Here is a 25,010-nt window from a genome sequence, read left to right on the forward strand (position 1 = left end):
AGATTTAGTTTCCATCAAACCCAAAGTCGGGCAATTCTTCATAATGATAGTATTCTGAAACTTCCTCGCTATTTCCCAGACTGTTTTTCCCTCGTAACTTATGAACGGTGTGCGCCATCAACTCGTCAGTGGGATATGCTTTTATTAATTCGATAAGGGATTGTTTGTCCAAATCATCGGTGTAGGTCATCAGCCATTGGTCCGCCAAAGCCTCTGGTAATATCACAGGCATGCGTGGGCCGTCGAGTTTAGGGTTGTTATGGATTTTTGAGAGCATTGCATTGCCCTTAGTAGTGACGATGGAAAACGTATTCATTTTACCGCCCGTATCAGGATTGTGCCATTCACTGTAAAACCCTGCGAATATTATGGGTTCTTTATCTTTTCTATAAATATAAAAGGGATAGATTTCTTTCTGATAATGATGGTGTTCATAAAAGCCGTCCACATAAATAAGACACCGTGATTGTTTTGCCGCCTCACGAAAGGAGTTTTTATCAAAGATGGTTTCTCCACGTGCGTTGAGAGTATTATTCCACGTTTTATTCATTTGTTCCGTATCACTGACCCAATGCGTCAATAAGCCCCAAGTGGACACATCTGGAAAATCTGGCGAACGGTCGGTATAGATCAATACCGTGGGATGACTGAAACCCATGCTATGAAATAAAGGTAAATTGGTTAACGGAATAAGCCGTTCCATGATTTCATCCACAGCGCTTTTATCCCCTTTTCGCTCTGCGCGCTTCAGTAGCGTTTCAACACTAGCCTTTATATCGTAGCACATTTGTTTGAATATTATTTATCTAAGCTATTACAGTTAGAAATTTAAAGCATTAATCAAATATGAAAAGATTGACATTTAATGAGAAATTCATTGTGAGAATCTTTAAGAAAACATATAAATGAAGTCTCCTTAGAATAATTTTATAAAAATTGAACAATATTCATATCATGAAATAAATACAAACAAATGTTAAACTGAAATGTTAGTACGTAAAAACTAGTACTTTTCATAAAGCTAACCTCAATTAAAAATTTAGAATTATGAAAAAAACTATTTCAATAGTTTATGTCATTTTATTTTTTAGTGCCACTTATGCACAGCAACAAGAAAAAACAGACCATTTAAAAACCTTCGCAAAAGCTTATGGTTATGTGAAATACTTTCATCCAAGTGATGAAGCTTCAGAAATAGATTGGAATAGTTTTGCCGCATTTGGAGCTAGCGAGATTTTAAAATGTAATAATCCAAATGAGGTTTTAGCGACGCTCAACGATCTTTTCAAACCTATTGCACCTAGTATTATATTTTCTAATACAGTACAGGACTATGATCTTAACGCAATTACGCCTAGTAACTCCAAAGATTATCAATCAATTTATTGGCAACACCAAGGCGTTTCAAAAGACATGAACAACCAAGAAGGTCCTTATAAGAGTGTCAGAGTAAATAGTTTTTCTGAAATTGATGAATCCAGTGGTTTTGGCAGCCTCAGTGTTTCTATTGATCCAGAGAAATATAAAGGCAAGGAAATAAAATATACGGGTTGGGTAAAACTTAAGGAGGATTCTGAAGGTTCGGGTCATTTATGGTTAAGAGTTGACAAGCCTGATAATAAAATAGGCTTTTTTGAGAATATGGGTGCTAATCCCATTAAAAGTAATGAATGGAAGGAATATGAAATTATTGGAGAAGTCGATGATTTAGCATCAGTACTGTTTATGGGATATCTTTTAATTGGTAAAGGAACTTTATTTTTAGATGATGTGCATCTCTATTATAAGGAGAACAATATATGGATAGAAATACCTATTAAGAACAGCGATTTTGAAGCTAACACTATCGGCGTCAAAAATGAACAATCGGAATGGACTGGCAAACTTGAGGGCTATTCATATACACTATCAAATACTGAACAAAAAGAAGGCAAAAATAGTGCAGTTATTACCTATGAAGGACAAGTTAAAATAGTAAAAGAGGAGCCTCTTTTTGAGTACTTTCCGAAATTCGGGGAGCTCATAGAAAAAGAAATTGGGGCTGGCGTTTTTTGTCAAATACCCTTAAATATTTACGGTAACCAGGAAAATACGTACCCTAAAAGTAAAACTTTAACCACATTACAAAACAATTTGAAAAATGTAGATGACAGTCCAAATAATGTCGCCATGCGCTTAGGCAACGTTATAAATATCTACAATGTTTTTCAACATTTCTACCCTTATTTTAGTGAAGTGGATTTGGATTGGGATAAAGAATTAGAAACAGCTTTAGAAAGAAGTTTAAAAGATAAAACTGAAAATGATCATCTCATAACATTGCAGAAATTTACGGCCCCATTAAAAGATGGCCATGTATATGTAGGTGGTGTTGAAATTGATCTATATGTTCCGCCTATCAATTGGGAGTGGATTGAAAATAAGTTGGTTATTACCAAAGTTAAAGATGGATTTGTAGGAATAAAAATTGGCGATGTCGTTACCAAAGTAAATAACGAATTATCAGAAAACTATTTTAAAGAAATTAATTCTCGAATTTCTGCAAGTACTGACGGATGGTTGAAATATAGAGCGCGAAGCGAAAGTCTATTTGGAAAAAAAGATGAAAATCTAGTTCTAGAGATCAACAATAAAAATGTAATCCTAAATCGTGACAAAAAATATGATTACTATGAAAACGATATTAATATCCAGGAAAATAATTATAAACTATTAAATGATAATATATTTTATCTCAACCTTGACACCATTGAAATGGACACGATAACTTCGCTTTTACCACAATTACAACAGGCAAAAGGTATCATTTGTGATTTAAGAGGTTATCCTAATGGGAACCATGAATTCATTTCACATCTCTTGAAAGAAAAAGACACTTCTACAGCGTGGATGAGAGTCCCTAAAATCATATATCCAGATCACGAAAAAATCGTAGGCTATGAGAACCATGGATGGGAAATGGAACCAAAAAAACCATATTTAGGAGATAAAAAAGTGGTCTATATTATTGATGGCAGATCCATAAGCTATGCCGAAAGTTATATGAGTTTTATTAAAGATTATCAATTAGCAACCATAGTGGGCCAACCAACTGCAGGTACAAATGGATATATAAATCCATTTACGCTTCTAGGAAATTACAATATTAACTGGACTGGAACGAAGGTTGTAAAGCACGACGGCTCTCAACATCATACTATAGGCGTATTACCAGACATCTATGTCAGCAAAACTATTGATGGGATTAAATCAGGAAAAGACGAATTTTTAGAAAAAGCTATAGATGTTATTTTAAATTAAGCCCTTTTAGGGCTTTTTGAGTTTAAAATAACGGCCCTGAATCATACAATGAGAAGTTCAATTTTCTCATATTATTCGTATATTGAAAGCTTGTTCACACCCATTAAACCCTCGTATAAAAATGAAAAAACTTATAACCTTCGCTCTATTAATAGCATTGACCTCCTCCTGCAAAGTACAACAACCCTTAAAAAGTCATGATTTTACTAAAGAAGGCAGTTTCACACCTGGCGTTGAAGGCCCAGCCACAGATTATCAAGGAAACATTTATGCGGTCAATTTTGAAGAACAAGGCACTATTGGGAAAGTGACGCCCAATGGGGAAGCTTCTGTATTTGTAAAACTACGTAATGGCAGTATTGGGAATGGTATTCGCTTCGGGGAAAAGAATCAAATGTTTGTGGCCGATTATACCAATCATAATATTTTGGAGATTGATTTGGTCACTAAAAAGATTTCCATATTTGCCCATGAATCGACCGCCAACCAACCTAATGATATCGCGATTGCTCCAAACAAAACGCTTTATGCCAGTGATCCCAATTGGTCAGATAACACTGGGAAATTATGGAAAGTTACCAAAGACAAAGGTTTCGAACTTTTAGAAGAAAACATGGGAACCGTCAATGGTATTGAAGTCAGTCCTGATGGTAAAAAACTATATGTCAATGAATCTGCCCAACGCAAAATATGGGTTTATGATATCGTCGAAAATAGCTTGATCCAAAACAAGCAAGAACTGATGTCCTTTGAAGATCATGGCTTAGATGGCATGCGTTGCACACCTAATGGAAATCTCTATGTGACGCGCTATGGCAAAGGAACCGTCATCATTCTCTCTCCAAAAGGTAAATTATTAAAGGAAATAGAATTGATAGGTAAAAAACCAAGTAACCTGACTTTTAGCAATGATTACAAAAAAGTCTATGTGACGATGGCTGATCGTGGTAATATTGAAGTTGTTAATTTGTAGTGGGTAAGATTTCTAAAGTAAATAATCTCAGCATTTATATTAGACTTCCCTTTTTTAGAAAACTTCTCTATAGACTAACAAAAAATTATTGAAGTTAGCCTAAAGCCTCTTTTTTTAAACGCAAGGAGCGCAAAGGAATTTCGCAAAGGACGCCAGGAAACTTTATCACCTTGCGAACTTAGCGGTTAAATTAAATTCTCAAAACTTAAAATCCCACAACTTTTTGACTTGATCCCCAATGCCTCTGCAGAATCGTTCAATGCCAAAATAAAAGCTTTTAGGGCGCAGTTCAGAGGGGTTAGGAACGTAGAATTCTTCCTATATAGACTAACAACAATTTATGCGTAATCTTAAAATCCCACAACTTTTTGACTTGATCCATTTTATGAAGCAATCCACTAAAATTTTATCCATAAAAAAAGCCTCTCAATTTCTTGAAAGGCTTGTTTTTTTCTAGTAGCGGGAACCGGACTCGAACCAGTGACCTTTGGGTTATGAGCCCAACGAGCTACCTACTGCTCTATCCCGCGATATAAATTAAAATGATGCTCTTAGCTTTTAACTCTCGGTTCATAATGCCGACTGTATCATTTAACGAGTGCAAATATACAAGTTTTTTATCGAATACAAAACTTTATTTCATAAAAAACTCCTAACAAATCAATGCTAGGAGTTGGTTATAGGGTATTGAAAGCGCTAATCCTCTGTGTCTAAACTAACAAGCACACCGCCGTTATTGCCATTTTGTGAATCAAATTCAACTAGTTTAGGAAACTTTTTTTGTAATTCTGCTAATTCGCCTTTAAAACTATTGTTTCCGATAAGCAATGTCTTTAGTTTGGACAACTTTTCCATCTCTGAAGGCAGCTCTCCGTAAAAACCATTGTTTGCCAATACCAATTCTTCAAGATTTGCCAAATCTCCAATTGAACTAGGAATCGCACCTAATAATTGGTTATCAAAAACGCTGAGTGTTTTTAATTTTTTAAGTTGTGATAAATCTGAAGGCAGTTTTCCTGATAAGGAGTTACTACTAATAACAAGTGTCTGCAAATTGGTAAGATTTTCTAGCGATGTTGGAATGCTCCCAATTAAACTATTATTGTATAATTCTAAAGTTTTTAAGTTGGCCAAGTTGCCAATGGTTTGTGGAATCCTTCCGGTCAGTTCGTTCATAAATAACTGCAGAGATTCAAGCGCTGTCAAATCGGTCAACTCGACAGGGATAGGGCCTTTAAGTTGATTAAAAGCCAAGTTGATTTCTTTCAAAGCACTTAACTTCCCAATACTCGCTGGGATGTTTCCGGAGATCGCGTTTCTAAATAGGCTTAAATGCTGCAGATGAACTAAATCACCCAATTCATTGGGTAAAGTTCCTTTTAATTTATTGGCATCCAAATTAAGCGACACAACCTTGTCACCCACAACTTCAACACCATACCAAGTATGAGGCGGAGTTTTTAAATCCCAAACCGTCTGCCATGAAGCACCGCTAGTTGAATTATAGAGCGCAATTAAAGCATTCTTTTCTTGGGTTGAAATCTGACCGAAAGAAAAAACGGTCATCAGTAGGAACAACAATGTAATTTTAAATGTTTTCATAAAAAATAAAATTTGGTTGGCATATCTAGAAGACTAATGTAAAATATTATCGACGAAATTCCAATTATATTCGATGAACCGCACTCAAGGACACTGCGCCAATCCACATAACACTGTAAATCAACTTGTTGTATTTTTTAATGAGTTTCAAAAACCACTCTTAAAACATCACAATAAGTTGCCATGATCTTCTTCTTATTGTCAAATAATTATTACTTTTTAGAAGCTGGTGGATATCCCGCCAATACCTTTGTTACGACTGCTTTGAACTGAGCTTCTCGTGCCTCTGGCTTGGCGTTTGGTTGATACGCGCTTTCACTTCTGGCTTGCCAAAACAATCCTGTTTTATTTTCATCCACAAATTCAAACACTATTTCTCTGTTGATCGTTGCTTGTCCAACGGGAATGCCAATGGAAATCCCGCCACCAACATGACCGCCGCCACCGCCAAGACCTACGCCAACATTATTACGTCCGCCTTCCTGAAACGTGCTGCTTTTGATATTAATCAGGAAATCCGGAGAATCGGAAACATACATTCCTTTGGCCTGCATGCCAGCCTCCAGCACCTCTAAAAGTCTTTTGGTATCCAGCTCACTCATGCCCGTATTCATATCGGTATAAAAATTATAAGATTTGTAAGTGTTGAAATCGGTGCGTTTTTCATAATCATAATTCACGCGAACCGCCGCACAGGAAAAGACAATTAAAGTAAGTCCAAATAATAGGAGTGATTTTTTCATAACTTCTTTTTTATTTTAAAGGTAACAAAAAAAATGCCTCGATAGCATCTCTCAACGTCCAAGGACATGAAATTGCACGAGGCATTTTTTAAAACATTACTAGTGTTTGAGAAAAGAATTAAGACACTTCGACAAGCTCAGCAAACGCCGCTTCGCTACTTAGAATCAAGACTTAAATCATTAAATCTAAACAAGCATATCAAAAACCTTATACCTCCCCTGCAAACTTATGACAGATCAGACTAAAACCCATTCTTCCAACTTTATAAAAAACAAATTAAGGTCTATTTTATTCGTGAAATTTACAATAAAGATGTAAGTTCAAATTTTCAGGGCACGAATGAATTTGTGAACATTCGTAATCCCGTCAGCCATCGGGAGTGTCAAAATTTTTAGATACTTAATGGAGATCCATTAAAGACATCGTGTTGTCTTGAAAGCAATAAAATATGAATTACTTACTTGCCGGCATCGTCGGTCTGACCTCAATTTTACTTGGCAAGGTACGTTCATTCATTTTTAGAATACTGACGACCAATTCGCCAATGTCTTCACTTTGGATTTTCCAAGCGTCACTATTATCCGGTTCATGACCATTAAAATGCGTGGCTACAGATCCTGGCATTATGGTACTCACCTTAATATTATGCTCTCTCAAATCTAACATTATCGATTGTGTAAATCCGGTTACGCCAAATTTACTCGCATTATAAGCTGAACCGCCTGCAAAAAAATTAGTGCCTGCCAAACTGGAAATACTGATAAAATAACCTTTCGATTTTTTCAAGGCCTCAACACTCGATTTAATGGAAAAGAACACGCCGGACAGATTAGTATCAATAGTTTCCTGCCATTGCTCTGGCGTCAATTCTTCAATGGATCCAAAATGCCCCAAGCCAGCATTGGCAATGACAATGTCCAACTGTCCAAATTCAGCTAACACTTGTTTAACGGCATTTTGTTGGCTTTCATATTTCCGGACATCGGCCATTACCCCTATTGCTTTTGCGGAGGTTGTGGTCATTTTTTGAAGTTCTGCGGCTGCTGCTTTGGCTCTTGCTTCATCTCTACTGGTTATGGCTACATTAATTCCTTCGTTCAACAAACTTAGTGCAACACCGTACCCAATGCCGCTACTGCCACCTGTGATCAAGGCCACTTTATTTTTTAAATCTTTCATATTATATGGTTTTATCCAAAGTTACAAAACGAAAAACTCAAGACTTCATATGAACTATTAAACTTGTATTAAAACTTTGTAAAACCAAGGCTATTATTGCTTTTTAGAAGTATCAACGACATCATCTGGTTCATCGACAGAGTTAGCCAAAGCGCAAGAAATGAAACCAATAGTAATGGCCAAAATCCTCAAACCGATCATCAGTAAGATAAATGCAAAGACCTTTCTGCCAATAGTTATAGGATACACATCCCATAACCAACTGTGGTTAAAGTGATAATCACCACCAAAAACTATCAAAACAGATGATAAGTGTTCCAGCTGCACTTGATTTTCAAAGTAATAAATGCCAGCGGCAGCGAAATAAATAAGATTTAGAGAGAAGAAAACAAATAAGAATATTTATTCTTAGGCACTTAGGATCGCTCTTGAAAATTGGCTCATGGCTTTATTATAGCGAACCAACTTTAAAATCCTGAAAAAACGTAAAAAACGAAGTGCTCTTAATTAGGCGAATTTTACTTTCTGATCGTCCACATAAATCCTTAATCAAAATTCAACCGTAAAATAAAGTACACTAAAAAAATAGATATATCGCAGTGTTCTTCAAGTTTACGGCTCAAGATCAGGAAGCGTTTCCATCGAAAAGGTAACGACGGAAATCTAAATTAAAATTTGGATTAAAATAGAAAAAATACGCCCTGCTCTATTATCAGTGCTATCGATAATGTCTTTAATGGTGTCTTTCATTGGTTGCTTTTAGAGAGAATTTAAAAATTCGCAACGACAAGTTGCAATTTAAATTTATTTTTTATGTCACTAAAGCAACAGAACTTACTTTATTTTAAAGTTAAGCATGCAACATTTTCCAAAGCTTGTCCTTAAGTTCAGGAATGCCTTTTTGCGCTACAGATGAAATAAACATATAATCTATCGGCAAGGTTTTATCCAGTTCCTTTTTGAGTTCCGCTTCAAGTTCAGCGTCTAACATATCGCTTTTTGAAATGGCGATCAAACGATCCTTGTCCAACATTTCAGGATTGTAGCGGCGCAATTCATCCAACAGGATTTCATATTGTTTAAGGATATCTTCCGCATCGGCAGGAATCAAAAATAATAGAATTGAATTACGCTCAATATGTCTTAAAAAGTAGTGTCCAAGACCTCTTCCTTCCGCAGCACCTTCAATAATCCCAGGAATATCGGCCATGACAAAAGACTGAAAATCGTGATACTCCACAATACCCAAGTTGGGTTTTAGAGTCGTAAATTCATAATCGGCAATTTTTGGTTTTGCTGAAGTGATTACCGATAATAAGGTCGACTTTCCAGCATTTGGAAAACCTACCAAACCAACATCTGCCAAGAGCTTAAGCTCAAGAAGGATATCGCGCTCTTGTAGAGGAATACCAGGTTGCGAATAGCGAGGAGTTTGGTTTGTTGACGTCTTAAAATGCCAGTTTCCGAGGCCACCCATACCGCCTTCGGCAATAATTTTCTCTTCACCATGTTCGGTAATTTCAAAAATCACCTCATTGGTTTCGAAATCCCTTACCACAGTTCCTAAGGGTACATCCACATAAACATCGGCGCCGTCAGCACCTGTACTTCTGGAAGCACTCCCGTGACCACCATGCTCTGCTCGGATATGTTTTTTAAACTTTAAATGAAATAAAGTCCATTGGTTGGCATTGCCCCTCAAGATCACATGACCACCACGACCACCATCACCACCGTCAGGACCGCCTTTTGCCACATATTTTTCACGATGCAAATGCATTGAACCTTTACCCCCGTTTCCGGATTGAACGTTCATTCTAATATAGTCAACAAAATTTCCTTCAGTCATGATCATTTCCCACGAACGCGGGACTTTTATTAATTAAAATCTAGTCTATTAAAGTACGTAAAGATAAAATCTGAAAATTCACAAAAATTTAGCGTTCAAAAAATGATGGATGCTTTTAGTTGTGAAATCTTATAATTTATCTATAACCTGAGTCAAACGATCCGTAATATCTGAGATACTGCCAACACCATTCACACCACAATATTTACCTTGGGCGTCATAGTAATCTTTTAAAATTGCCGTTTTTTCGTAGTATTCCTTGATACGGTTTCTGATGATTTGCTCATCAGCATCATCCGGTCTTCCACTGGTCTTTCCACGACCTAACAAACGCTCCACCAAAACCTCATCCTCAACTTCAAGGGCAACCATCGCATTAATTTGCGAGTCCTTACTATCCATCAATTCATCTAAAGCTTTTGCCTGTGCATTTGTCCTTGGGAAACCATCAAAAATAAAGCCATTGGCATCCGTATTTTTCTCTACTTCGGCATTCAACATATCAATAGTGACCTGATCGGGAACCAATTCGCCTTTATCCATAAAAGATTTGGCTAGCATTCCGAGTGCAGTTTCATTTTTAATATGATGTCTAAACACATCACCGGTAGAAATATGAACGAGGTTATAAGTTTCCTTTAAAAAGTTGGCTTGCGTCCCCTTTCCTGCTCCAGGAGGTCCAAATAGGACAAAATTGGTCATGTATTGTGTGGTTTTTAATTGATATACTTCTGGTAAATTCCGTCCCAATCCGTCGTAATCCAATCCGTATCCGACGATGAATTTTGTAGGAACATTAACACCAATATAATGAAGTTTAAAGTCTTTTTTGTAAGCTTCCGGTTTATGGAATAAGGTGGCAATCTTTAATTCATTAACCTTTTCATTTTTAAAAATACGGTGGATTTCTTCTAAAGTATTTCCTGAATCGATAATATCTTCAAGGATGACAACGGTTCGTCCAGTCAAATCCTGTGTCAATCCTATTAAGCGTTGAATATCTTCAGTAGACTTCACACCTTCATAAGACGCCAGTTTAATAAACGTCACCTCACATGGCTTCGGATATTTTTTGACAAAATCACTCACAAACATGAATGATCCGTTTAAAACACCAACAAACACTGGGATTTCATCTTTGAGGTCATGGGCTACCTCATCCACCATTCTTTGGATGGCCACATCAATTTCCTTTTCAGAAATGAAGGGCTTAAAATATAAATCGTGAAGCTTAATCAAAATAATTGGATTTTAAAAGACGCAAAGATACACTTTTGATTTAAAATTTACTCCCGATATTTCATGATTTGATGGATTAATTTCGGAGTTTAAGTGTATTTTTGCAAGATTGATGACAAAAATTTAAATCATTCTCCCCGTAAGATCCTAAAACATGACTTATTTCTCTTCAAATTTTAAACTTGGTATTCTTGGTGGTGGTCAATTAGGCAAAATGTTGCTTAGCGAAACCCGCAAATTTGACATTTACACTTGCGTGCTAGACCCTAGCGATGAAGCGCCTTCCAAAATTGCCTGTAATGAATTTACCCAAGGCGATTTAATGGATTATGAGACCGTAGTAAATTTTGGAAAAAACGTTGATGTTCTGACCATTGAAATTGAAAATGTGAATGCCAACGCTCTAGAGACTTTGGAGAAAGAAGGCGTCAAAGTATTTCCGTCTTCCAAAACTTTAAGAATCATTCAAAACAAAGCCACACAAAAATTATTTTATGTGGACAATAACATTCCAACGGCCGATTTTGTGCGTTTCGCCTATGTTTCAGAAATTGAAGATGCTATTGATAACGGCGGACTTCAATTGCCGTTTGTATGGAAGGCTGCACAGTTTGGTTATGATGGCAATGGTGTGAAAGTGGTCCGATCGAAATCTGATTTAAAGGACTTGAAAGATGGCGAATGTATTGCAGAAACCATGATTCCCTTTAAGAATGAACTCGCGGTTATTGTCAGTAGAAATAGCAGTGGCGAAGTCAAAACCTATCCTGTGGTAGAAATGGAATTTCATCCAGAAGCCAACCAAGTGGAATATGTCATTTGTCCGGCGAGAATTGATGTCCAAGTGGCTCACAAAGCCCTATTGGTTGCATTACAAGTTTCGGAAGCCTTTAATCATGTTGGTTTGTTGGCGGTAGAAATGTTCCAGACTCAAAACGATGAAATTTTAGTCAATGAAGTTGCTCCAAGACCACACAATTCCGGTCATCATACGATTGAATCGAGCTACACATCTCAATTTGAACAGCATTTAAGAGCCGTTTTAAATTTACCACTAGGAAAAACAGCAAATAAAATTGCTGGTGTCATGGTTAATTTAGTTGGTGCCGAAGGCTATTCTGGAGATGTCCTTTATGAAAACATCGAAGAAATCTTAGCGATGGATGGTGTCACGCCTCATATTTATGGCAAAAGACAAACCCGACCGTTTCGTAAAATGGGCCATGTCACAATTGTTAATGAAGATTTGAATGAAGCCCGAAAAATAGCAGAAGACGTTAAAAATATAATTAAAGTGATCAGTCAATAAATTGAAGATGAAGTTGAAATCGAAATTGAAATCGAAATCGAAATCGAAATCACCTATTGTCAGACAGAACATTTGACTATTAAAATTTAAAAGAATTATGAGCAAAGTAGGAATCATCATGGGAAGCAAAAGCGACTTGCCAGTTATGCAGGAAGCTATCGACATGTTAAATCATTTTAAAATCGACTTTGAAGTGGATATTGTTTCCGCACACCGTACGCCAGAAAAACTTTTTGATTACGGCAAGCATGCACATACCCGCGGATTTTCAGTAATCATTGCAGGTGCCGGCGGTGCTGCACATTTACCAGGAATGATTGCCTCTTTATCGCCGCTACCCATTATTGGTGTGCCTGTAAAAAGCACCAATTCTATTGATGGTTGGGATTCCATTCTGTCCATTCTTCAAATGCCAGGAGGCGTTCCGGTAGCGACTGTCGCTCTCAATGGCGCAAAAAACGCAGGCATTTTAGCCGCACAAATTATTGGAAGTTCTGATCCACAGGTTATGGATAAAATAATAGCTTATAAGGAAGACCTTAAAGCAAAAGTTATAGATTCTGCCAAAGGATTAGAGTATTAAAATAGAAAAACCTCGACGAAAGCCGAGGTTTTTCCTGCTATTAATCAATTATAACAAAGGGTCCTTATTAAAGGCTTCTTTACAATTGCTGGGCAAATTTAAAAATATTTTCTACAAAATAAAACCAAAAATTTGTTAATAATCAGACGACTAGAACGCTATTAAGAAAACTCGCTCACTGAATTTTTCACACACATCACCATCATTTACTTATGAATATCCTAAATACTCCTTTCGATACTTTATTTAATACGGCTCCTTTTTCTAAAATAAAAGACGTTGATTTTTTGCCCGCATTTAAATTGGCTATTGACAACGCTAAAGCAGAAATTGACGCCATCACTCATTCTGAAGATGCGCCATCTTTTGAAAACACCATTGAAGCGTTAGAGTTTAGTGGTCAACAATTGGATCGGATTTCGAGTATTTTCTTCAATTTGAATTCGGCCGAAACAAGCGACAATATTCAAAAAATAGCCCAGGAAGTTTCGCCTTTATTATCTGAATTCAGCAATGACATTACCCTAAACGAAGATTTGTTCAAACGCGTCAAAGCGGTTTATGATTGCAAGAGCAGTTTAAACTTACCGACAGAACAAGATACACTACTGGATAAAAAATACAAGAGTTTTGCCCGTAATGGGGCCAATCTTTCAGAGGATAAAAAACAAAAACTTCGAGAGATCGACAAACAATTGAGCCAACTAAAGCTCAAGTTTGGCGAAAATGTCTTGGCAGAAACCAATAATTTTGAGATGTTAATCACGAACGAAGATGAACTTTCTGGACTTCCAGAAGGGGAATTGGAAGCTGCCAAACAACTCGCAGAAAGCAAAAATCAAGAAGGCTGGCTGTTTACTTTGGATTACCCAAGCTACATCCCATTCATGACCTATGCGGACAACAGGGAACTGAGAAAAAAACTAGCCATTGCTGCAGGAAAAAAAGCATTTAAAGGCGATGCATTGGACAATCAAGACAATGTATTGCAAATAGCAAAACTCCGATTTGAGCGCGCCCAATTATTAGGCTATAAAACTCATGCTCATTTTGTATTGGAAGAGCGCATGGCCAAAACGCCAGAAAAAGTCGAAGCTTTTTTAGAAGAACTTTTAGAAAAAGCAAAACCAGCGGCCGCTCGCGAATTTCAAGAACTGCAAGATTTCGCCACTGAATTAGACGGCATTACCCAATTGGAAAAATGGGATTCGGGCTATTATGCAGAAAAATTAAAACAAAAACGTTTTGATTTGGATGACGAAAAGCTAAAACCTTATTTCAAGCTTGAAAATGTCATTGACGGGGCTTTTAAAGTGGCACAAAAATTATTCGGATTAGAATTTGAAGAAATAAACACCATCGACAAATACCACGAAGATGTTTTAACTTATAAAGTAACCAATGCCAAAGGCGAATTTATTTCGATTTTTTACGCCGATTTTTTCCCAAGAGCAGGAAAAAGAAATGGCGCCTGGATGACCAGCTACAAACCTCAATATATAAAAAACGGTACCGAGGAGCGTCCGCATATTTCCATCGTGTGCAACTTTACCAAGCCTACCAAAACAAAACCGTCCTTATTGACTTTTAATGAAGTGACGACTTTATTTCATGAATTTGGACACGCACTGCATGGGATGTTAGCAAATACAACCTATCCAAGTTTATCGGGCACGAGTGTGTTTTGGGATTTTGTGGAATTACCAAGCCAAATTCTCGAAAATTGGTGTTATGAAAAAGAAGCTTTGGAATTATTTGCCACCCATTACCAAACTGGCGAATTGATCCCCATGGATTTAGTTCAAAAAATAAAAGATTCGGCTGCTTTTCATGAAGGCATGCAAACCCTACGTCAACTGAGTTTTGGCCTCTTGGACATGAGTTGGCATGGCAGTGATCCATCATCAATAACTGAGGTGAAAGCACAAGAATTAAAAGCTTTTGAACATACACAACTCTTTCCAGATGTGAAGGAAAATTGTATGAGCACCTCGTTTTCTCATATTTTTCAAGGCGGCTACTCCTCCGGATACTACAGTTACAAATGGGCGGAAGTATTGGATGCCGATGCATTCGAATTCTTTAAGGAAAAAGGCATTTTCGACAAAGAAGTAGCCACAAAATTCATGGACAACGTACTTTCTCAAGGCGGCATTGAAGATCCAATGGTACTTTACAAACGCTTTAGAGGAAAAGAACCTCAGCCGGAAGCCTTATTAAGACGCGCTGGACTTATTGAGAAGTAAGTGTTTTAATTTTTCATAACTATAAATGCGGTCGAAACCGATAGGATCAATAGCTGAGATCCTATCGGTTTTGAATTTTTTTGTATCAAGCATTGAGAACCCAAAACCTTTAGACATTCTTTATCATTGTTGTCCGGAAAAGAATTAAGACCGCTTTGCTGATAGAACAAAGAACAAAGACTAAACACGTAATTAATTGAAAATAAGGGCTGTGAAATTCAGAATTAGAATAGGTTATGATGTTTTAGCATTAGTTTTCAAAAAACCTCGAAATGAAGGAGATTGAGGATCAAAAACATTGAAGGACCTTTATTTATCTCTATTCTTAGTAGATCAACGCAGATTTAATCGGACAACAATGATTCTTTATATAACTTATTGAAAACTTAGGATTTATTTCCTTAATTTTAATACAAATCGCTGCTAAACAAATGTCTAATCATCTGCTTAATCCTAATAAATGGATCGAACTTTATTCGGATTATCTTTTTAATTATACCATTTCACGTATAAATGATCGTGAAATAGCCAAAGATATCATTCAGGATACTTTTTTTGCTGGCTTAAAGTCGATGAAGAATTTCAAAGGCGAAGCAAGCGAACGCACTTGGTTGATTTCCATCTTAAAACGAAAAATCATCGATTATTATAGAAAAATAAATTCCACAAAAGGACAGGCAGAAGTACGAATGACTTACAGCAATGATGACAATGAAGGCGATTGGCTTGAAGAACGTGTGGAAGATGAAGGTTATTTAAACGCTTTGGATACGCTTGAAAACACGGAGCTTGGCGATGCCATTTACGATTGTATGGCCAAGCTCCCCGAAAAACAAGCCACCGTTTTTAAAATGAAAAGTATTTTAAATTATGATACTGAAAAGATCTGTAATGAATTAAAAATTACACCGTCTAACCTATGGGTCATTATTCATCGTGCGCGCACCTCTATGGCAGAATGCTTAGAAAAAAACTGGTTTAAATTATAGCAATGTTAAGGTTGATATTAATTTCAAAAGAAGAAGCATATCATATTTGTGACAAATCACAATACTGCGAATCTACGCTATGGGAAAAGATTAAATTGAGACTGAGATATCTGTGGTGTCCCAATACACGTAATTATGTGAAACGCAATAAACAACTTACCTATGCCATAAAATCTTCAAATCTTGACTGTTTGCATTATAGCGAGCGTAAAGTCATCGCCGACCGTTTAAATAGACATCTAAAAAAACAGATGTAAGATAAGCCATAGTATCGGCACACTTTCTACCCAAAAAGAACTGTAATAACCACTCCTTTTCCTATTGGCGAATAGGATAAAAAGAAGAGTTATTAAGGTTACTGCGAAGGTCAACACAATTAACTTCTGATTTAATTCCGCTTTAAAAAATTCCAAAAACAGAAAGACCATGCCCAATAAAACCCCCATGATCTTGGTATTCTTTATGCCGATTTTCTGCGGGATGGTCGACAACTTTAAACTGTCATATTGCAAATCCCGAATCTCAAACGGAAGCATCAACATCATTACCAAAACAAAACGCTGAATGGCCGTAATCCAGACATCCCAGTCAAATGATTGATTACTGTCTAATATCGGCAATAAAACCGTTACGCCACCCCAGACCAATCCAATCACATACACTTTTAGTCCACCTATTTCCCTGAGATTCCTTTGCTCGTCAATAAAAAAACGTTTCGGTAAAAGAGGAATCGTATATAAAAAGGTAACCACTCCAAAAACGCCAATATACATAAGGGTTTCAGGCTGTAACTGCCATGCAAACCAAATCATCAATAAAAAACAAAATAAGGAAAACACTTGAATAACACGCAACCATCGCGCCAAACTGCGATGATGGAATTTGGCAATCCCAAAAAACTTTACAAAATTATAACCCGTAATAGTGGAAAAAAAGACAAAATAAAGCAAGCTCCAATTCGTTGGCAATCTGAATTCCAAAAGGCTCACAAAAGTCATGGAAAACACCGATAATGCCACGTGCATACTGCTATTGATGTAAAAATCAAATATGGGCTTTAATTGCTTCATTATACAAAAATAATCAATGTGTTAATAAGACTTGCAATTGGTTAAAAACTTTAGATTTCGTTAACTTAAAATGGACAATATTTCTCGTAATTTCGCGCAGGAGAAAAAAGCACTTCAATTCCAGTGAATTAAAAGGCTTTTTATAAATTATTTTTCTCGCTTATGCGCTTTTCGGCAGACTGGGTGGGATTTAACACAACACTATTTTAATGAATACAAACTCTTTTGCTCTTCGCCACATTGGTCCTAACGAAAGTGACCAAAACGAAATGCTCAAAACCATTGGAGCTGACAGTTTAGATCAACTTATGTCTGAAACTGTTCCTGACGACATCCGATTGAAAAAAGGATTGAACCTTGATGCACCAATGAGCGAATATGAATATATCAACCATATTCTCGAGCTATCAAAAAAGAACAAAATCTTTAAATCTTATATTGGTTTAGGCTATCACCCGACCATTGTTCCCGCTGTCATTCAGCGTAACGTTCTTGAAAACCCAGGTTGGTATACGGCTTACACGCCTTACCAAGCTGAAATTGCACAAGGTAGATTGGAAGCCCTTTTGAACTTCCAAACCATGGTTACGGACTTAACAGGAATGGAAATCGCCAATGCCTCTTTACTTGACGAAAGTACTGCAGCTGCAGAAGCCATGGCCTTATTGTTCGCGGTTCGTGAGCGTGACCAAAAGAAAAATGACGTCAACAAGTTTTTTGTTTCTGACGCTATTTTACCTCAAACCCTATCTTTATTGCAAACCAGATCAACGCCGATTGGCATCGAATTGGTAGTGGGCAACGAAGCTGAATTTGATTTTTCAAACGAATTTTTCGGGGCTATTTTACAATATCCTGGAAAAGATGGATTGGTAAGTGATATCAAAACCTTTATTCAAAAAGCAAACGACAACCAAATCAAAGTTGCGATTGCGGCTGATATTTTGAGTTTGGTTAAATTGGAAGCACCTGGTAAATTTGGTGCTGACGTGGTCGTCGGAACAACACAACGCTTCGGAATCCCAATGGGTTACGGCGGACCTCATGCAGCCTATTTTGCAACGAAGGATGCTTACAAACGCGATTTACCTGGTCGTATCATTGGAGTAACCAAGGATATGAATGGCAACAGAGCGTTACGTATGGCTTTACAAACGCGTGAGCAGCACATTAAACGTGATAAAGCCACTTCAAATATTTGTACAGCACAAGTATTATTGGCCGTTATGGCAGCGATGTATGCGGTTTATCACGGTCCAAAAGGCTTGCAGTTTATTGCCAACACTGTTCATAATACCGCAGCCAGTGTCGCTAAAGCATTGGGGCAATTAGGTTACAAACAAAAAAACACCTCGTTTTTTGATACGCTAAGTATTGAGGCAAACGCCGATGCTATTAAAAAGATAGCGGAACGTCACGAAGTGAATTTCAATTACCCAAATGCAGATACAGTTACGATTTCCATCAATCAAACGACTTCTTTGAAAGATGCCAACGAAATCATCACCATTTTTGCTGAAAACCTTCAAAAAGAAACGATTACTTTAACAGTGATCGAAGACGCTAACTTCATCGCTGAAAATCTGCAACGTCAATCAGAGTTTTTAACTTTAGAGGTTTTCAACAAGCACCACTCTGAAACGCAATTAATGCGTTATATCAAAATGTTGGAGCGTAAAGATTTATCTTTAAATCACTCCATGATTCCTTTAGGTTCTTGTACAATGAAACTTAACGCTGCCGCAGAAATGCTACCGTTAAGTTGGCCAAATTGGGGATCTATCCATCCTTTTTGCCCAATAGAACAAGCAGAAGGGTATCACATTGTTTTGAAAGCTTTAGAAGATCAATTGACTGAAATCACTGGTTTTGCCGGCACTTCCTTACAACCAAACTCTGGTGCACAAGGAGAATTCGCCGGTTTAATGGTTATTAAAGCCTATCACGAATCCCGCAATGACCACCATCGTAATATCTGCTTAATTCCATCATCTGCACATGGTACCAATCCTGCAAGTGCAGTTATGGCCGGAATGAAAGTTGTGGTCACAAAATCTACAGAAGAAGGTAATATTGATGTGGAAGATTTACGTGCTAAAGCCATTCTGCATAAAGACAATCTCTCTTGTTTAATGGTAACTTACCCATCCACTCATGGTGTGTATGAATCAGCCATTAAGGAAATCACTCAAATTATTCATGATAATGGCGGCCAAGTCTATATGGATGGTGCCAATATGAATGCACAGGTTGGCTTGACCAATCCTGGAAATATCGGAGCGGACGTTTGTCATCTTAATTTACATAAAACATTTGCTATTCCTCATGGTGGGGGTGGCCCAGGTGTTGGACCAATTTGCGTTGCGGAACAATTAGTACCGTTTTTACCTGGAAATCCAATCATCAAAACGGGTGGAGAAAAAGCCATTACCGCTATTTCTGGGGCTCCTTTCGGATCTTCATTGGTCTGTTTGATTTCTTATGGTTACATCAAAATGTTGGGTGCTGAAGGATTAACCAAGGCGACAAAAACAGCCATTTTAAACGCCAATTATATTAAAGAACGTTTACAAGGACATTTCGACACTTTATATTCTGGAGAGCGCGGACGTGCAGCGCACGAAATGATTGTGGATTGCCGACCTTTTAAAGAAAACGGCATTGAAGTAAGTGATATCGCCAAACGTTTGATGGATTATGGATTCCACGCACCAACCGTTTCGTTTCCTGTAGCAGGAACCTTGATGATTGAACCGACCGAAAGTGAAAGCAAGGATGAAATGGATCGTTTTTGTGATGCTATGATTTCTATCAAAAAAGAAATTGACAACGCATCCAAAGACGATAACAATAACGTGCTTAAAAATGCGCCACACACTTTGGCCATGCTAACTTCTGATGTTTGGGATTTCCCATATTCAAGAGAAGAAGCGGCCTATCCGTTGGACTATATTAGAGATAATAAATTTTGGCCATCGGTAAGACGTGTCGATGATGCTTACGGCGACAGAAACCTTATTTGTACCTGCGCTCCTATTGAAGAATACATGGAGGCCTAACCTCTATTAATCAACTAAATTCCCAAAAAGCGCTCTTTTAAATTATATAAGAGCGCTTTTTTATTGATTTTGATTTGTTACATGAAAATTTTTAATAATTTGGCAAAAATCATTAAAAACGACAAAACTGTCAACAAACACAACGAATATTAATTACATTAGTAAATCGATTAAATTTCAAAAAAAATGGCCATAAAGATTACAGGAACCGGTAGCTACATCCCAAGTAGCATCGAAAAAAATGAGAATTTCAATAAACATCATTTCTTAGATACCGATGGTTCGGAGTTGAAACATCCAAATGCTGTAATTATTGAAAAATTCAAGGCCATTACGGGTATTGACGAACGCAGATATGCCTTTGATCACTTAACCTCTTCCGACCTTGCTTTTTTTGCTGCAGAAAAAGCAATTGCCAATGCCAATATCAATCCTGAAGAATTGGATTATATCATCATGGCTCATAATTTTGGAGACGTTAAACACAATACCATTCAATCGGATGTGTTGCCTTGTTTGGCTTCCCGCGTCAAGCACAGTTTACGCATTAAGAATCCGAAATGTGTGGCCTACGACATTCTTTTTGGTTGCCCAGGATGGATTGAAGGCGTCATCCAAGCCAATGCCTTTATAAAAGCTGGAATCGCTAAAAAATGCCTTGTCATTGGTTCTGAAACCCTCTCCAGAGTCGTCGATAAACACGATCGGGATTCTATGATCTATAGTGATGGTGCAGGTGCCGCAGTTATTGAAGCTACGGCTGATGAAGGCGGAATTTTGGCCCATGAAACAGGAAGTTATACTTATGACGAAGCCTATTATTTATTCTTCGGAAATTCCAATAACAAAGATTTGTGTCCAGACACACGCTACATCAAAATGGATGGTAGAAAAATCTACGAATTTGCATTGAACAACGTTCCATTGGCGATGAAATCCTGTTTGGACAAAAGCGGTGCTGACATTAAAGATCTGAAAAAAATATTCATCCATCAAGCCAACGAGAAAATGGATGAAGCTATTCTAAAACGCTTCTACAAACTTTATAATACAGAAATCCCTGAAGGCATCATGCCCATGACCATTCATGAATTGGGAAACAGCTCTGTCGCCACCATTCCAACCTTATTTGATTTGGTCAGGAATAACCAATTAAAAAATCAAACCCTCACTAAAGGCGATATCATCATGTTTGCAAGTGTAGGTGGCGGAATGCATGTGAATGCCATAGTATATCAGTACTAAAATGAATATTGGTGTCGTTGTAGATAACGAATTTGATCACGATCATCGGGTTCAAAAAGAAATACGTTTATTGCAAGAGGACGGGCATACCATTTTTGTACTCTGTTTTGATTTCAAAAAAACCTATAAAACATATTCTGACCTTAAGGTCAAAAGGGTCACGATTCATAGAAAGTTCAGAGACTTATTTGTACTTCTGAGTACCAATTTCGGGTTTTATGAACGGTTATGGCAAAAACATATTACTGAATTCATTACTGAAAACAAATTGGACGCTTTACATGTCCATGATTTGTATTTAGCCAAAGCGGCTAAAAAAGGCATTCAAAAATCGGAGCGGAACATTCCGTTAACTTTGGATCTCCACGAGAATTATCCAGCGGCTATTAATTCCTATCAATGGGCTATTAAAGGATGGCGTAAACATGTGGTACAACCTGAAAAATGGTATAAAAAAGAAGGCGAATATTTAAATTACGCCGATGATCTTGTGGTATTGAGCAACTCTTTTAAACAAGATTTAATGGAGCGGTTTCCATTTTTGAAATCAGACGCTATTTATGTACATCCCAACATGCCAGATTTTGATAGCTTTCAAGCTTTTGAAAAAAATGAATTCTCGGTAAACTTTGAATCTGAACAGCCCACGTTATTTTATTTTGGCGTGGTCGCCAAACGACGCGGCATCATTGACCTTCTCCCATGGATTATTCAATTACTGGAAAATGGCAATAAATTCCATACGCTGATTATTGGCCCCATAGATAAGGCCGATAAAAATCAATTTTACACCTCTATTAATCATCCACTTTTAAAGCAGCACCTGACCTATATTCCTTGGGCAGATGTGAAATACCTTCCCGCCTATCTTAAAAAGATTACGATTGGCCTGGCACCATTTGAAGTCAATGCCCAACATGATTCGGGCGTAGCCAATAAATTATTTCAGTATATGTATGGGGAAATCCCTATACTGGCTACAAAATGTAAAGCACAACAGGAACTTATTGAAACCTCAGCATGCGGTTTATTATACGACACCCAAGAGGAGTTTAATACGGCCTTAAAACGTTTGATTGAAAACGAATCCTTGCGCCAAACTTTAGGCGCAAACGGGAAGATAAAATTGCTTGAACTTTATCGAAATAAGGCGGATAGAGCGTTTTTGGAGATATATGATTCAAAAAGTATTAAGAATTGAGTATCAAGAATTAAGATTTTAAACTTAGATTATTGAAAATATAATTTTATTATTGATACTCCACTGTTGGCAACAAGCTGAAAAAACTTGGCAAATCAAGGAAACATATTTATTAAATTGATTATTTTGTATCTTTGATAAAAAGCTGAATAAAATGAATTTAGAAGCTCGTAAAATAGAATTTGTACAGGAATTTTTAAAACTTCAAAGTGAAGAAGCCATATCTCATCTCGAAAAAATACTGAGAAAAGAAAAGCAAGCTGCAGAAGATCGCATTTTTAAACCTATGACTCAAGATGAGGTGAATAAACGAATTGACCAATCAGAATCTGATTTCCGAAACAATCGTTTTAAAAGTAGTTCAGAACTTTTAGCCAAATATGAATAATGTCATTCAAAATTATTTGGTCTGAATTCGCTGAAAATCAACTTGATGATATCTACGAATATTACGAAAAGAAAACTAGCCCAAGAATTGCCAAAAAACTCCTGAAAGGAATTATCAACGAAACCCAAAAGTTGATAAAATCACCACATATTGGACAAGAAGAAGAATTACTTCAACAAAGAAAAATCCATTATCGATATTTAGTTTTCAAAAATTATAAACTGATTTATTCTGTGGAAGCAGAAAACGGATTTATAAAAATCGCCGACGTTTTTGATACTCGTCAAAATCCGCCAAAACTGAAACGCACAAAATAAAAGCCAGTTGCCGACACTGTGTGAAAATAATTGCTAGTTCTCGTCTACATGGAAATTTTTACTGTTTAAGGTGTTTAACTCTTGCAACTATTTATACACCAAACGGTTGCAATAAATAAAAAACAATTCGGAAAAGATGAAAACAAAAAAAATATCAAGACCTATGAATCTCGATATTTCATAAATTTAATACTAGTAAATTTCTATAATGAAGTTTTCATTCTTTTACGATCAAAAAGAATTAATAAAAAACCAATTATGGGAACTAATACTGTGAAATAAGTATAAACCCATTTTTTACTTTTTCCATAATTTGATTTGTTCCAAATATCATACAATACATAAAACATTAAAAATATATTCAAAAAGAGGGCGATATACATGAAGCTTGCTTTATCCATCATCATAGAATTATATTTAACACTTGTCTAAAATACACTTAAAGGTTGAGTATAAAAACCGATAGACAACATTTGCGAAAACAAACAAAGTGATTCAGCGAACCAATTAGAACACTTTATCATAAATCCAAGAGAAACTTAAACTCCTCTTATTCAGTTAATTTTTAGTGCTTTAAATTTTTGTATACAACAACTACAAATAACCTTTACCAGTCATTCTAAAACCAAAAACATGAACGAAACAGATTTAAAACAACACGAATCACCAAAATACCAATAATCGTCACAGGAAATTGTCGGATTTAGTTCTCAACTGCCTTTACTTTTAGACACCACCTTCAAAAGATGGACAAAACCTCCCATCTTAATAAAGGGCATATTAGAAAGGGAATGTTTCGCTTTAAATAACTAGGACATTTTTTTATCAAGTAAATTGAGAGAATTAGAGAAGTGATCTTATAAACAAAGAAGAATTAACTGGAAACAATCGCAATTTGAAACCAATCAAGTTCAATTTAAATTCCAGTTCTTATAATTGGTCATCGCCTCCAATTTATCTTCAAGTCCATCATCAAGTTGAGGGAAAAAATCAATTCCTGTGAGCACTTCAACCGAATCTACCGAAACCACAAACTTATGCAAGGGCTCATTGGAGTCTTTATTCGGCATTAAAAAGGCAATCATCTTCTCGTTTTCAGCATCATAGACAATCTTGTAAAACAGTTTCGGCACTGCGACTCTTTCGCTTCCTATAGTTTCTAGATTTCCTTTTAAAACGCCACCGGTAACCACATAAACACCATCATATTTACGCGCCCAATACCGCACTTTTTGTTCTAAGGTGTTCCAGATGCCCGCATTAAACGCAGGATCTTGCGGACTGATATTACTGGTCAGAAAAGTTTCGTCATGCGCTTGTTGACTATAGTTCTTGTCTCCAGCAGGAACCAGATGTCCTCTGTCATACCCCGAGTTTTTATAATTCTTCCAACTTGCCGCACCAGTTTTGACTGCCTGATCCACCTCAAAATAAGGTCGTTTGAATTTTGATTTTGAAAGATGTGATTTCTTCAGTTCATAAGCGACCCACTCGGCTTGCTCATGAGGTTCACTATAGGATAAGGAGTATCCTTGATGATGAATAACCTGACCGGTCGCACTTGCAGGAAGTAAAAATAAACTTGTGTCGGGTTTGACACGTTCGCCTTCTGTAATAATCTCAGAAGTCGTGGCTTCATTAAAAAAAGCCTCATAGCTATAAACCCCTATTATAAGGAGTACGGCTATGAGGCTGTAAAGATTTCTTTTGTTCAAAT

At 36.8% G+C, this 25,010-nt stretch carries 21 protein-coding genes and 1 tRNA gene; 12 read left to right on the forward strand and 10 right to left on the reverse strand.

Going from position 1 to position 25,010, the window contains the following annotated elements; all coding sequences use genetic code 11:
* Window positions 1-4: 4 nt before the first annotated feature.
* Window positions 5-787 (reverse strand): SOS response-associated peptidase, encoded by a 783-nt coding sequence (locus ACOH2D_RS12970; protein WP_449535500.1) that lies wholly within the window; start codon window positions 785-787, stop codon window positions 5-7.
* Between the two features lie 260 nt (window positions 788-1,047).
* On the opposite strand from ACOH2D_RS12970, the gene ACOH2D_RS12975 reads away from it, so the two are divergent.
* The 3 genes from ACOH2D_RS12975 to ACOH2D_RS12985 all read left to right on the forward strand — a co-directional run bounded on the left by ACOH2D_RS12975 (window position 1,048) and on the right by ACOH2D_RS12985 (window position 4,621).
* Window positions 1,048-3,300, forward strand: coding sequence for a S41 family peptidase (locus tag ACOH2D_RS12975; RefSeq protein ID WP_449535501.1), 2,253 nt, complete (start codon window positions 1,048-1,050; stop codon window positions 3,298-3,300).
* A gap of 121 nt (window positions 3,301-3,421) precedes the next feature.
* Window positions 3,422-4,273, forward strand: a complete 852-nt coding sequence (locus tag ACOH2D_RS12980) for an SMP-30/gluconolactonase/LRE family protein (RefSeq protein ID WP_449535502.1) — start codon at window positions 3,422-3,424, stop codon at window positions 4,271-4,273.
* Between the two features lie 210 nt (window positions 4,274-4,483).
* Window positions 4,484-4,621 (forward strand): transposase, encoded by a 138-nt coding sequence (locus ACOH2D_RS12985; protein ID WP_449535517.1) that lies wholly within the window; start codon window positions 4,484-4,486, stop codon window positions 4,619-4,621.
* Between the two features lie 109 nt (window positions 4,622-4,730).
* Here ACOH2D_RS12985 and ACOH2D_RS12990 read toward each other — a convergent pair.
* From ACOH2D_RS12990 to ACOH2D_RS13020, 7 genes are all read right to left on the reverse strand, one after another.
* Window positions 4,731-4,803 (reverse strand) — tRNA-Met (locus ACOH2D_RS12990).
* A gap of 166 nt (window positions 4,804-4,969) precedes the next feature.
* Window positions 4,970-5,875 (reverse strand): leucine-rich repeat domain-containing protein, encoded by a 906-nt coding sequence (locus tag ACOH2D_RS12995; RefSeq protein ID WP_348037892.1) that lies wholly within the window; start codon window positions 5,873-5,875, stop codon window positions 4,970-4,972.
* A 212-nt stretch (window positions 5,876-6,087) separates the two neighbouring features.
* On the reverse strand, window positions 6,088-6,618 hold the full coding sequence (locus tag ACOH2D_RS13000) for a DUF4136 domain-containing protein (protein ID WP_348037890.1): 531 nt from the start codon (window positions 6,616-6,618) through the stop codon (window positions 6,088-6,090).
* A 454-nt stretch (window positions 6,619-7,072) separates the two neighbouring features.
* Window positions 7,073-7,798: an SDR family oxidoreductase gene (locus tag ACOH2D_RS13005; protein WP_348037888.1), complete on the reverse strand. Its 726-nt coding sequence runs from the start codon at window positions 7,796-7,798 to the stop codon at window positions 7,073-7,075.
* A gap of 93 nt (window positions 7,799-7,891) precedes the next feature.
* Window positions 7,892-8,125, reverse strand: a complete 234-nt coding sequence (locus ACOH2D_RS13010; protein ID WP_348037886.1) for a hypothetical protein — start codon at window positions 8,123-8,125, stop codon at window positions 7,892-7,894.
* Between the two features lie 523 nt (window positions 8,126-8,648).
* On the reverse strand, window positions 8,649-9,647 hold the full coding sequence (obgE, locus tag ACOH2D_RS13015; protein WP_449535503.1) for a GTPase ObgE: 999 nt from the start codon (window positions 9,645-9,647) through the stop codon (window positions 8,649-8,651).
* Between the two features lie 129 nt (window positions 9,648-9,776).
* Complete coding sequence (locus ACOH2D_RS13020; protein WP_348035440.1) at window positions 9,777-10,886, reverse strand: adenylate kinase; 1,110 nt, start codon at window positions 10,884-10,886, stop codon at window positions 9,777-9,779.
* 154 nt (window positions 10,887-11,040) lie between these two features.
* Here ACOH2D_RS13020 and ACOH2D_RS13025 point away from each other — a divergent pair, with 154 nt between their 5' ends.
* The 4 genes from ACOH2D_RS13025 (at window position 11,041) to ACOH2D_RS13040 (ending at window position 16,013) form a co-directional block, all read left to right on the forward strand.
* Window positions 11,041-12,195: a 5-(carboxyamino)imidazole ribonucleotide synthase gene (locus ACOH2D_RS13025; RefSeq protein WP_449535504.1), complete on the forward strand. Its 1,155-nt coding sequence runs from the start codon at window positions 11,041-11,043 to the stop codon at window positions 12,193-12,195.
* A 97-nt stretch (window positions 12,196-12,292) separates the two neighbouring features.
* Window positions 12,293-12,778: a 5-(carboxyamino)imidazole ribonucleotide mutase gene (purE, locus tag ACOH2D_RS13030; RefSeq protein WP_348035438.1), complete on the forward strand. Its 486-nt coding sequence runs from the start codon at window positions 12,293-12,295 to the stop codon at window positions 12,776-12,778.
* Between the two features lie 212 nt (window positions 12,779-12,990).
* Entirely contained in the window at window positions 12,991-15,024 is a 2,034-nt protein-coding gene (locus ACOH2D_RS13035) for a M3 family metallopeptidase (RefSeq protein WP_449535505.1), read from the forward strand.
* A gap of 431 nt (window positions 15,025-15,455) precedes the next feature.
* Window positions 15,456-16,013, forward strand: a complete 558-nt coding sequence (locus ACOH2D_RS13040; RefSeq protein WP_348038312.1) for a sigma-70 family RNA polymerase sigma factor — start codon at window positions 15,456-15,458, stop codon at window positions 16,011-16,013.
* A gap of 239 nt (window positions 16,014-16,252) precedes the next feature.
* On the opposite strand, the gene ACOH2D_RS13045 is transcribed toward ACOH2D_RS13040, so the two are convergent.
* Window positions 16,253-17,083 (reverse strand): UbiA prenyltransferase family protein, encoded by an 831-nt coding sequence (locus tag ACOH2D_RS13045; protein WP_449535506.1) that lies wholly within the window; start codon window positions 17,081-17,083, stop codon window positions 16,253-16,255.
* 209 nt (window positions 17,084-17,292) lie between these two features.
* Here ACOH2D_RS13045 and gcvP point away from each other — a divergent pair, with 209 nt between their 5' ends.
* The 5 genes from gcvP to ACOH2D_RS13070 all read left to right on the forward strand — a co-directional run bounded on the left by gcvP (window position 17,293) and on the right by ACOH2D_RS13070 (window position 23,293).
* A complete protein-coding gene (gene gcvP / locus ACOH2D_RS13050) occupies window positions 17,293-20,142 on the forward strand; it encodes an aminomethyl-transferring glycine dehydrogenase (protein WP_449535507.1) in 2,850 nt (949 codons plus the stop codon).
* Window positions 20,143-20,328: 186 nt separating this feature from the next.
* Window positions 20,329-21,387 (forward strand): 3-oxoacyl-ACP synthase III family protein, encoded by a 1,059-nt coding sequence (locus ACOH2D_RS13055; protein WP_348038306.1) that lies wholly within the window; start codon window positions 20,329-20,331, stop codon window positions 21,385-21,387.
* Window position 21,388: 1 nt separating this feature from the next.
* Entirely contained in the window at window positions 21,389-22,588 is a 1,200-nt protein-coding gene (locus tag ACOH2D_RS13060; protein WP_449535508.1) for a glycosyltransferase family 4 protein, read from the forward strand.
* 154 nt (window positions 22,589-22,742) lie between these two features.
* Window positions 22,743-22,976 (forward strand): hypothetical protein, encoded by a 234-nt coding sequence (locus ACOH2D_RS13065; protein WP_449535509.1) that lies wholly within the window; start codon window positions 22,743-22,745, stop codon window positions 22,974-22,976.
* The gene (locus ACOH2D_RS13070) at window positions 22,976-23,293 is read left to right on the forward strand and encodes a type II toxin-antitoxin system RelE/ParE family toxin (protein ID WP_449535510.1); all 318 of its coding nucleotides are present in this window, start codon (window positions 22,976-22,978) and stop codon (window positions 23,291-23,293) included. Before ACOH2D_RS13065 ends, ACOH2D_RS13070 begins: the two co-directional genes overlap by 1 nt.
* Window positions 23,294-24,204: 911 nt before the next feature.
* On the opposite strand, the gene ACOH2D_RS13075 is transcribed toward ACOH2D_RS13070, so the two are convergent.
* Window positions 24,205-25,008 (reverse strand): DNA/RNA non-specific endonuclease, encoded by an 804-nt coding sequence (locus ACOH2D_RS13075; RefSeq protein WP_449535511.1) that lies wholly within the window; start codon window positions 25,006-25,008, stop codon window positions 24,205-24,207.
* Window positions 25,009-25,010: the final 2 nt, after the last annotated feature.

This window comes from Gelidibacter sp., from assembly GCF_053579655.1.

Excerpts from the sequence above, each read along its gene's own strand:
- ACOH2D_RS12970 (WP_449535500.1), bottom strand. The coding sequence starts at position 787 with ATGTGCTACGATATAAAGGCTAGTGTTGAAACGCTACTGAAGCGCGCA.
- ACOH2D_RS12975 (WP_449535501.1), top strand. The coding sequence starts at position 1,048 with ATGAAAAAAACTATTTCAATAGTTTATGTCATTTTATTTTTTAGTGCC.
- ACOH2D_RS12980 (WP_449535502.1), top strand. The coding sequence starts at position 3,422 with ATGAAAAAACTTATAACCTTCGCTCTATTAATAGCATTGACCTCCTCC.
- ACOH2D_RS12995 (WP_348037892.1), bottom strand. The coding sequence starts at position 5,875 with ATGAAAACATTTAAAATTACATTGTTGTTCCTACTGATGACCGTTTTT.
- ACOH2D_RS13000 (WP_348037890.1), bottom strand. The coding sequence starts at position 6,618 with ATGAAAAAATCACTCCTATTATTTGGACTTACTTTAATTGTCTTTTCC.
- ACOH2D_RS13005 (WP_348037888.1), bottom strand. The coding sequence starts at position 7,798 with ATGAAAGATTTAAAAAATAAAGTGGCCTTGATCACAGGTGGCAGTAGC.
- obgE (WP_449535503.1), bottom strand. The coding sequence starts at position 9,647 with ATGACTGAAGGAAATTTTGTTGACTATATTAGAATGAACGTTCAATCC.
- ACOH2D_RS13025 (WP_449535504.1), top strand. The coding sequence starts at position 11,041 with ATGACTTATTTCTCTTCAAATTTTAAACTTGGTATTCTTGGTGGTGGT.
- purE (WP_348035438.1), top strand. The coding sequence starts at position 12,293 with ATGAGCAAAGTAGGAATCATCATGGGAAGCAAAAGCGACTTGCCAGTT.
- ACOH2D_RS13035 (WP_449535505.1), top strand. The coding sequence starts at position 12,991 with ATGAATATCCTAAATACTCCTTTCGATACTTTATTTAATACGGCTCCT.
- ACOH2D_RS13040 (WP_348038312.1), top strand. The coding sequence starts at position 15,456 with ATGTCTAATCATCTGCTTAATCCTAATAAATGGATCGAACTTTATTCG.
- ACOH2D_RS13045 (WP_449535506.1), bottom strand. The coding sequence starts at position 17,083 with ATGAAGCAATTAAAGCCCATATTTGATTTTTACATCAATAGCAGTATG.
- gcvP (WP_449535507.1), top strand. The coding sequence starts at position 17,293 with ATGAATACAAACTCTTTTGCTCTTCGCCACATTGGTCCTAACGAAAGT.
- ACOH2D_RS13055 (WP_348038306.1), top strand. The coding sequence starts at position 20,329 with ATGGCCATAAAGATTACAGGAACCGGTAGCTACATCCCAAGTAGCATC.
- ACOH2D_RS13060 (WP_449535508.1), top strand. The coding sequence starts at position 21,389 with ATGAATATTGGTGTCGTTGTAGATAACGAATTTGATCACGATCATCGG.
- ACOH2D_RS13065 (WP_449535509.1), top strand. The coding sequence starts at position 22,743 with ATGAATTTAGAAGCTCGTAAAATAGAATTTGTACAGGAATTTTTAAAA.
- ACOH2D_RS13070 (WP_449535510.1), top strand. The coding sequence starts at position 22,976 with ATGTCATTCAAAATTATTTGGTCTGAATTCGCTGAAAATCAACTTGAT.